This is a genomic window from Immundisolibacter sp. (assembly GCF_041625615.1).
Lineage (GTDB): Bacteria > Pseudomonadota > Gammaproteobacteria > Immundisolibacterales > Immundisolibacteraceae > Immundisolibacter.
This window is the reverse complement of sequence record NZ_JBFJTF010000109.1, coordinates 1-8,005: the sequence shown is the minus strand read 5'-3', so window position 1 is coordinate 8,005 and position 8,005 is coordinate 1. Positions and strand designations below refer to the sequence as shown.

11 protein-coding genes and 1 pseudogene are annotated in these 8,005 nt (G+C 71.5%); 8 read left to right on the top strand and 4 right to left on the bottom strand.

Going from position 1 to position 8,005, the window contains the following annotated elements; translation table 11 throughout:
* From ABYX71_RS09000 to ABYX71_RS08975, 6 genes are all read left to right on the top strand, one after another.
* Window positions 1–438 (top strand): DinB family protein (locus ABYX71_RS09000; protein WP_372696164.1); only part of this gene is annotated, 438 nt, incomplete at its 5' end.
* Entirely contained in the window at window positions 435–833 is a 399-nt protein-coding gene (locus tag ABYX71_RS08995) for a nuclear transport factor 2 family protein (RefSeq protein WP_372696163.1), read from the top strand. The genes ABYX71_RS09000 and ABYX71_RS08995, both read left to right, overlap by 4 nt.
* Window positions 814–1,257, top strand: coding sequence for a PaaI family thioesterase (locus tag ABYX71_RS08990; RefSeq protein WP_372696162.1), 444 nt, complete (start codon window positions 814–816; stop codon window positions 1,255–1,257). The genes ABYX71_RS08995 and ABYX71_RS08990 overlap by 20 nt, the downstream gene beginning before the upstream one ends.
* A 27-nt stretch (window positions 1,258–1,284) precedes the next feature.
* The gene (locus tag ABYX71_RS08985) at window positions 1,285–1,641 is read left to right on the top strand and encodes a nuclear transport factor 2 family protein (RefSeq protein ID WP_372696161.1); all 357 of its coding nucleotides are present in this window, start codon (window positions 1,285–1,287) and stop codon (window positions 1,639–1,641) included.
* A gap of 13 nt (window positions 1,642–1,654) precedes the next feature.
* Window positions 1,655–2,146, top strand: coding sequence for a cupin domain-containing protein (locus ABYX71_RS08980; RefSeq protein WP_372696160.1), 492 nt, complete (start codon window positions 1,655–1,657; stop codon window positions 2,144–2,146).
* Between the two features lie 20 nt (window positions 2,147–2,166).
* Window positions 2,167–2,769 carry a 2-hydroxychromene-2-carboxylate isomerase gene (locus ABYX71_RS08975; RefSeq protein WP_372696159.1) on the top strand — a complete coding sequence of 201 codons (603 nt, stop codon included), beginning with the start codon at window positions 2,167–2,169 and terminating at the stop codon, window positions 2,767–2,769.
* Between the two features lie 34 nt (window positions 2,770–2,803).
* Here the strand turns inward: ABYX71_RS08975 and ABYX71_RS08970 are convergent, their stop codons facing one another.
* Window positions 2,804–3,034: a DUF2905 domain-containing protein gene (locus ABYX71_RS08970; RefSeq protein WP_372696158.1), complete on the bottom strand. Its 231-nt coding sequence runs from the start codon at window positions 3,032–3,034 to the stop codon at window positions 2,804–2,806.
* 58 nt (window positions 3,035–3,092) lie between these two features.
* On the opposite strand from ABYX71_RS08970, the gene ABYX71_RS08965 reads away from it, so the two are divergent.
* Entirely contained in the window at window positions 3,093–3,629 is a 537-nt protein-coding gene (locus ABYX71_RS08965; RefSeq protein ID WP_372696157.1) for a DUF924 family protein, read from the top strand.
* 43 nt (window positions 3,630–3,672) lie between these two features.
* On the opposite strand, the gene ABYX71_RS08960 is transcribed toward ABYX71_RS08965, so the two are convergent.
* From ABYX71_RS08960 to ABYX71_RS08950, 3 genes are all read right to left on the bottom strand, one after another.
* Entirely contained in the window at window positions 3,673–4,248 is a 576-nt protein-coding gene (locus ABYX71_RS08960) for an exopolysaccharide biosynthesis protein (protein ID WP_372696156.1), read from the bottom strand.
* 162 nt (window positions 4,249–4,410) lie between these two features.
* Window positions 4,411–6,069 carry a gamma-glutamyltransferase gene (gene ggt / locus ABYX71_RS08955; RefSeq protein WP_372696155.1) on the bottom strand — a complete coding sequence of 553 codons (1,659 nt, stop codon included), beginning with the start codon at window positions 6,067–6,069 and terminating at the stop codon, window positions 4,411–4,413.
* Window positions 6,070–6,098: 29 nt separating this feature from the next.
* A complete protein-coding gene (locus tag ABYX71_RS08950) occupies window positions 6,099–6,881 on the bottom strand; it encodes an SDR family NAD(P)-dependent oxidoreductase (RefSeq protein ID WP_372696154.1) in 783 nt (260 codons plus the stop codon).
* Window positions 6,882–7,014: 133 nt separating this feature from the next.
* Between ABYX71_RS08950 and ABYX71_RS08945 the strand changes: the two are divergent.
* Window positions 7,015–8,005: pseudogene (locus ABYX71_RS08945) on the top strand (indolepyruvate ferredoxin oxidoreductase family protein); the annotation flags it as partial.

Sequence of the window (8,005 nt, the reverse complement as noted above, 5' to 3'; positions counted from 1 at the left end):
GGCGCGGCCGACTACACGGCCGATCTCGGCGCGTTTTTCCGGTCCGTGCACGGCACGCTGAACCACCTGCTGCTGGGCGACCTGCTGTGGCTGGCGCGCATGCGTAGCACCGCGCCGCCGGCCAGCCGGCTGGATGCCGAGCTGGCGCCGGACCTGCCGGCCCTGCGCCGGCGTCAGGCGCAGTCCGACGCCGCCCTGTGCGACTACCTTCAGGCCTGCCGGGAAGCCGACCTGCCACAGCCGGTGCGCTACACCAGCGTGGTGACCGGCAAGGTCATGACCCTGCCGAAGTGGGCCGCCCTGACGCACCTGTTCAACCACCAGATGCACCACCGCGGGCAGCTGACGGCGCTGCTCAGCCGCCTGGGCGTCGACTACGGCAACATCGACCTGGTGTGGATGCCGGGCGTGGCCCACGTGGACGAGGCCGGCGCATGATCAGCACCGGGTTTGCGCAGCAGTTCGCCCGCGCCTGGATCGGCGCCTGGAACCGGCACGACCTGGACGCCGTCCTGGCCCACTGCGCGGATGACATCGAACTGACCGCGCCGCGCCTGCCGGCGCCGGCCAGCCGCCTGCGCGGCAAACCCGCGGTGGCCGCCTGGTGGGCACGGGCGCTGACCGCCCCCACGCTGACGGTGGGACCGCGCCTGGCACTGACGGCAGCCGCCACCCTGACCGGCACCGACGGCGTGGTCCTGCTGTACCGCAGCGGCGGCCGGCTGCGGGCGCAGACCTTCCGCTTCCGGCCGAACGGCCAGGTGAGCCACACCGCCATCCACCCGCTGGCGCCGCGCGCATCGGAGACAGCCCATGACCTTCACCGCCCCTGATCCCGACTACCAGCGCCGCGTGCGCGACAGCTTCGCGGCGCAGCCGTTCATGGCCACGCTGGGCGCCCGCCTCACCGCACTGCAGCCCGGCCGCTGCGAGATCACGCTGGCGTTCGACCCGCGGCTCACGCAGCAGCACGGCTTCCTGCACGCCGGCGTGGTCAGCACGCTGGCCGACAACGCCGCCGGCTATGCCGCCTTCTCGCTCATGCCGGCGCAGGCACAGGTGCTGACCACCGAGTTCAAGATCAACCTGCTCAATCCGGCCCGTGGCCAGGCATTCATCGGCCGGGCACAGGTGCTCAAGGCCGGGCGCACGCTGACCGTGTGCGATGCCGACGTGTACGCCCGCGACGGCGACACCGAGACCCTATGCGCCCGCGCCCTGGTGTCGCTGATGGCCCTGTTGCCGCCCGGCACCTGAAACCACCCCCGAACTGGAACCCGCGCCGTGATCGACCCCGACTTCGCCCACCGCTTCGCCGCCGACTGGATCGACGCCTGGAACCGGCACGACCTGGACGCCATCCTGGCCCACTATGCCGACGACTTCACCATGCACTCGCCGCTGATCGCGCAGTTCGCCGGCATGTCATCCGGCCGGCTCAGCGGCAAGGGCGCGGTGGGCGCCTACTGGGCCGAGGCGCTGCGCCGCCTGCCGCAGCTGCACTTCCACCTGCTGCACGTGTTTTGCGGCGTCGACAGCCTGCTGCTGCATTACCAGGGCGCCCGCGGCCCGGCGGCGGAGTGGTTCGAGTTCGGGCCCGATGGCAGGGTCATCCAGGCCGCCGCCCATTACGCCGCGTGACCGGGGGAACCCCATGCCCGATCCAAAACCGCCCACCGCCCTGCGCGCCGCCGACTGCCCGCCCCGCGACCGGGTCTGGGCCTACCCGGACGCCGTCGTGGCGCGCCTGAAAACCGCGCTGGCCGGGCGCGAAAAACGCGCGCTCGGCGCGGCGTTCGGCCTCGGCAACTTCGGCGTCAACCTGACTCGCCTGGCGCCGGGCGCCATCTCCGCCCTGCGCCACGCCCACACCGCGCAGGATGAGTTCATCTACGTGCTGGCAGGCTGCCCGACACTGGTCACCGACGCCGGCGAGACCCTGCTGGCGCCCGGCATGTGCGCGGGCTTTGCCGCCGGCCGCGGGGATGCCCATCACCTGATCAACCGCAGCGCCGCCGACGTGTTGTACCTGGAGGTGGGCGACCGCACGCCGGGCGACCGGGTGACCTACCCGGACGACGACCTGGCTGCCGAACTCACCGCCACCGGCTGGCACTTCACCCACAAGGACGGGACGGCGTACTGACGCCGCCCCGGGAGGACACCATGGCCACGCCCATCACCCTGTACTTCGACCTGGTCAGCCCCTACGCCTGGCTGGCGCTGCATGCCGTGGATGCCGTTGCCCAGGCCACCGGCCGCCCGGTGATCGTCACCCCGGTCGCCTTCGGCGCCATCCTCAAGCGCCACGGCCAGCCGGCGCCGGTGGACATTCCCGGCAAGCGCGCGCAGATCTTCGACGACATCCGCTGGCGCGCCGCCGAGCGCGGCCTGCCCTTCACCGGCCCGCCGGCGCACCCGTTCAACCCGCTGCACGGCCTGCGCCTGTGCCTGGCGGTCACGGACCCCACCACTCGTGCCGTGCTGGCCCGCCAGCTGGCCGACGCCGCCTGGTCCCACGGACGCGACCTGCAACAACCGCAGGTGGTGCTGGACGTGGCCGGCCACTGCGGGCTGCCGCAGGCCTGGGCCGAAGCCCAGCTGACCGACCCCGGCATCAAGCAGGCCCTCATCGACAGCACCGGCCAGGCGGCCGACCGCGGCGTGTTCGGCGTGCCCACCTTCGCGCTCGACGGGCGCCTGTTCTGGGGCAACGACCGCATCCCCCACCTGCTGGCCGCGGCACGCGGCGAAGGTCCGCCGCCGTGATCGGCCACGGCGCCCCGACCCGGCGACCGCGCGGTCAGCGCCGCAGAAACCACACCAGCAGCGAGAGCACCCCGCTGACCACGACCATCGTGGTCAGCGGAAAGTAGAAGCGGACGTTTCCGCGCTGGATGACGATGTCGCCCGGCAGGCGACCGAACGGGATCGCTCCCAGCCACGGCCACGCCAGACCGGCAACCAGCAGGCTGATTCCAAGGACGATGAGGGTCTTTTGCATCTGCCCGGGCAGGTGATGACGGGGTGTCATTCTGGCAAACCGCCGCCTAAGCTGTCGTAGCCTCGCGACCACCGGCAGCCCCGTCCGCATGCACGACGACGTTCTCGCATTCTGGTTCGAACAGACCGCGCCCGCCCAGTGGTGGGCCAGCGACCCGGCCTTCGACGCGCTGATCCGCCAGCGTTACGGGGCGCTGCTGCAGCAGGCCGCCCGCGGCGAGCTGTACGCCTGGCGTGCCACACCGCACGGACGACTGGCGGAAGTGATCGTGCTGGACCAGTTCTCGCGCAATATCCACCGCGACACGCCGCGCGCCTTCGCCCAGGACGGCATGGCCCTGGCACTGGCGCAGGAGGCGGTGGCCGCCGGCGTGCTGACCACCCTGGAACCGGTGCAGCGCGGCTTCGTGCTGATGCCCTACATGCACAGCGAGTCGCGCGCCATCCACGCGCTGGCGCAGCCGCTGTTCGCGGCCTTCGCGCCCAGGAACACCGTGCGGCACGCGCGGCGCCACAAGGCGGTGATCGACCGCTTCGGGCGCTACCCGCACCGCAACGCGGTCCTGGGCCGTCCGTCGACAGCCGAGGAACTGGCCTTCCTGGCGCGGCCGGATTCGCGCCTGTGAGCGCGGACGGTCCGCACTCGGCCGCCGCGGCTTCCCACACTTCCTACAGCACCTGGGTCACCAGCAACCAGGCCACGACCGGCACGCCCAAGTAGCCGATCGCCACCAGCAAACCATCGCTGACCGCCAGCCCCAGCGCGAACAGCGCAATCGCCAGGGCGGGCAAGGCTGCCGCGAAGGGCACCAGGTCGAGCGGCGGTATGGTGCTCGCCAGCACGACACAGAACGCCGCCGACAGGCGCGTGCCGATGTCCCCGGTCAACCAGGCCAGGCGGGCGTCGGTATAGCGATCGATCCGCTCGGTGTACGGCCTGAGCCACTCGACGCCGCGCTGGAAACGGGCACGCTCCAGGCCGAAGGCCCGCAGGCGCCGCGGCAGCCAGGGATGCCGGCGCCCCAACACACGCTGGATGGCGACCAGCACGATCAGCCCGGCCATCACGGTGGGCACGCCCGGCACCGCCCCCGTCGGCAACAGCACCAACAGCGCCGGCGCCAGGATCAGCGGTCCGAAACCGCGCGACCGCAGGGCCTCGACGATGTCGCCGACACACACCCGCTCCCCGCCGGCCTCCAGTACGCGCCGCAACGTGTCGGTCAACCCGTGCTTTTCTCGCATCGCCGCCTCGGCCCACCAGGCCTTTCCATGGCCCCGACCGGATCGGCGCCCGCCTGTACACCATGCTGGATCGAGCGTATTACGCCACCGCGTCGTCCGGGCGCCATAAAAACGCCACCGCGTGGCGCGCCGGAGGGGCGCCCCGATTTTCGATCACCCCACTCAGCGCACCTGCGCGCTGCCCTCGCGGCGTGGATCGCTGGCCGCCCGCATCCGCCCGCTGGCCGGTTGCCAGACGATGGCCTGCATGTTGCCGTAGCGACGGCCGACCGGCTTCAGCGTGTGGCCGAGGCGTTCGAGGCCGGCCATCTCGGCCGGCGTCAGGCCCTGCGGCTCGTACTCGACCACGTCCGGCCAGAACTGGTGGTGGTAGCGGCCGACGCCGACCCAGTCGGCCGGGTCGTCGCTGCCGTCGGCAAACGCCAGCGTGCCCAGCAGCACCATGCTGATGATGCGGCTGCCGCCCGGCGTGCCGAGCACGGCCACCGTGTCGCCACGGCGCAGGATGGTCGGCGTCATGCTCGACAGCGGCCGCTTGCCGGGGGCGATGGCGTTGGCAAACGAGCCGATCAGGCCGTAGGTATTCGGGCTGCCCGGCTTGGCCGAGAAATCGTCCATCTCGTCGTTGAGCAGCACACCGGTGCCCGGCGGCACGAAGCCGGAACCGAACGGGATGTTGATGCTCAGCGTGGCCGAGACGATGTTGCCCTGCGCGTCGACCACCGAGAAATGCGTGGTGTCGGTGCCTTCCGGGGCAGCCGGCGCGCCCGGCAGGCTGGCGCTCGGCGTGGCGCGGTCGGCGCGGATGCCGGCGCGCAGGCCGGCGGCGTAGTTCTTGTCGATGAGCTGGGTGATCGGCATCGGCACGAACTCCGGGTCGCCCAGGTATTCGGCACGGTCGCGGTAGGCACGGCGCATGGCCTCGATGATCAGGTGCTTGCGCTCGATGCCGCCGCGCAGGTCCAGCCGGTAGCCTTCCAGAATGTTGAGCGCGCTCAGCAGCACCACCCCCCCGGACGACGGCGGCGGCGCGGTCAGCACGTCCATGTCCCGGTAGCGGCCGCGCAGGGGCGTGCGTTCGACCACCCGGTACTGCTCGAGGTCCGCCGCCGTCCAGGCGCCGCCGGCGGCGTTCACGCCGGCCACCAGCAGGCGGGCGGTCTCGCCCTCGTAGAACCCTGCCCGGCCGTGCCGGGCCAGGCGCTGCAGCACCGCCGCCAGGTCCGTCTGCACCAGCCGGAATCCGGCCGTCGGCGGTTCGCCATCGTCGAGAAAGATGGCCGCCGCGGCCGGCGATGCGGCCAGGGCGTCACGGCGCCGCGCCGTCATCTGCAGGTGAAACGCGTCCGGGACGAAGCCATCGGCCGCCAGACGGATGGCCGGCGCCAGGTTGCGCGCCAGGTCCAGCCGTCCGCAGCGGCGGGTCAGGTGCACCAGCGCTGCCGGCTCGCCGGGAATGCCCGCCGCCAGCGGGCCGTCCAGGGACGCTTGCACCACCGGCTCGCCGTCGGCGCCCAGGTACATGTCGCGGCTGGCACTGGCCGGCGCCGTCTCGCGCGCGTCGACGAACAGCGCCTGCCCGCTGCGGCGCTGGATCAGGTAGAACCCGCCGCCGCCGATGCCGGAACTGGCCGGCTCCACCACCGCCAGCGCCGCGCTCACCGCCACCGCCGCGTCACAGGCGTTGCCGCCGGCGGCCAGCACCTCGAAGCCGGCCTCGGTGGCCAGCGGGTGGGCGCTGGCAATCGCGCCCAGGCGCGGGCCGGCGGCCGCCGGCAGCGCCAGGAACAGGGTCAGAACGAGAACGAACAGGGTACGCATGGCGGGTCCGATGACGGGTGGAAACAGGCTCACATGCCGGTGAAGCAGGCGCCGCCGTCGACCGAGATCATCTGCCCCGACACGAAATCCGACAGTTCCGAGCACAGGTACACGGCGGTGCCGACCAGGTCGTCGGCGTACTGCTCGCGGCCGAGCGAGCAGATGGCCTTCATGGCGGCGGTGATGCCCTCGGCCTGGTTCTCGCGCATGATGTCCTTGCTGGCCTGACTCTGGATGAAGCCCGGTACGAGGGTGTTGACGCGGATGCCGGCCGGCCCCAGCTCGCGCGCCAGACAGCGCGTCATGGTGGCCACCGCGCCCTTGCTGACCACGTAGTGCAACAGGTTGGGGTTGCCCAGCTGGATGGTGTTCGACGAGATGTTCACCACCTTGCCGTAGCCCTGGCGACGCATGGCCGGCACCACCGCCTTGCAGGCGTGCCAGGTGCCGGTGACGTTGATGTTCAGCATGCGCTGCCAGGCGTCTTCGGTGATCTCGTCGAACGGCAGCATCCGCGCGCCTTCGGTGACGTCGCTCGGGCCGAACATGGCGGCGTTGTTGATGATGCCGTCGATGCGGCCGTGGGCCTTCAGCGTGGCCTCGGCCATGGCGGCGCAACTGGCCATGTCGGTGATGTCCACCGGCACGCCCATGCCGCGCCCGTCGAGCAGGCCGACCGTGTCGCTGCAGTCGAGGATATCGGCCGCCACCACGGTGGCGCCGGCCGCCGCCAATCCCCTGGCGTAGGCCTGGCCGATGCCGCGGGCGGCTCCGGTAACGATAATGACGCGTCCGTCCAGCAATGCGTTCATGGTGACTTCTCCCCGGTGTTGGCTGGCGGCGGCCAGTCTAACGGCTGGATCGCGCATTGCTGCCCACGGCCACCAACGCTAGGCTTACACAGTTCGAGTTCGCCCCCACACTGTTTCTATACTGGAGCGCTGGATGAGCCTGCAGCCGGTCACTCTCGAGGACAAGTACACGCAAGCCCACGGTCGGGTGCTGGCGTCGGCCACACAGGCCCTGACCCGGCTGCTGATGGAACAGCGTGTGCGTGACCAGGCAGCCGGCCTCAACACCGCCGGCTACGTGTCCGGTTACCGCGGCTCGCCCCTGGGTACGCTGGACAAGGCCCTGTGGAGCGCCGGCGACCACCTGAAGGCCCACCACGTGCTGTTCCGGCCCGGGGTCAACGAGGACCTCGCCGCCACCGCCATCTGGGGCACGCAGCAGCTCACGGTGTTCGAGGGCGCCCGCTACGATGGCGTCTACGCCATGTGGTACGGCAAGGGCCCTGGCGTGGAACGCAGCGGCGATGCCCTGCACCACGCCAACCTGGCCGGCACCTCGCCGCATGGTGGCGTGCTGATGGCGGTCGGCGACGACCCCGTATGCCACTCCTCCACCGTGCCGCAGCAAAGCGAGTTCGCCCTGATGGCCGCCGGCATTCCAGTGCTGGCCGCCGGCACGGTGCAGGAGGTGTACGACTACGGTCTCGCCGGCATCGCGCTGTCGCGCTTCGCCGGGGTGTGGGTGGCACTGAAGCTGGTCACCGACATTGCCGAGTCGACGGCCGTGATCGATCTCGACTCCCCCGGCAGCCGCATCGTGGTGCCGGGCGATTTCGTCATGCCGCCGGACGGCGTGCACCTGCGCGTGCCGGACTGGCCGACCTTCCAGGAAGAACGGCTGATGCGCTACCGCCTGCCGGCACTGCTGGCCGCGGTGCGTGCCAGCGGCCTGGACCGGGTGACGCTGGCCAGCCCGCAGCCGCGCCTTGGCATCGTCGCCTTCGGCAAGGCCTACGAGGACCTGCGCCAGGCGATGCTGGACCTGGGCCTGGACGAAGGCCAGGCCGCCCAGCTGGGCATCACCCTGTACAAGCCGGCACTGATCTGGCCGCTGGAACCGGAAGGACTGCGCGGTTTCGCCGACG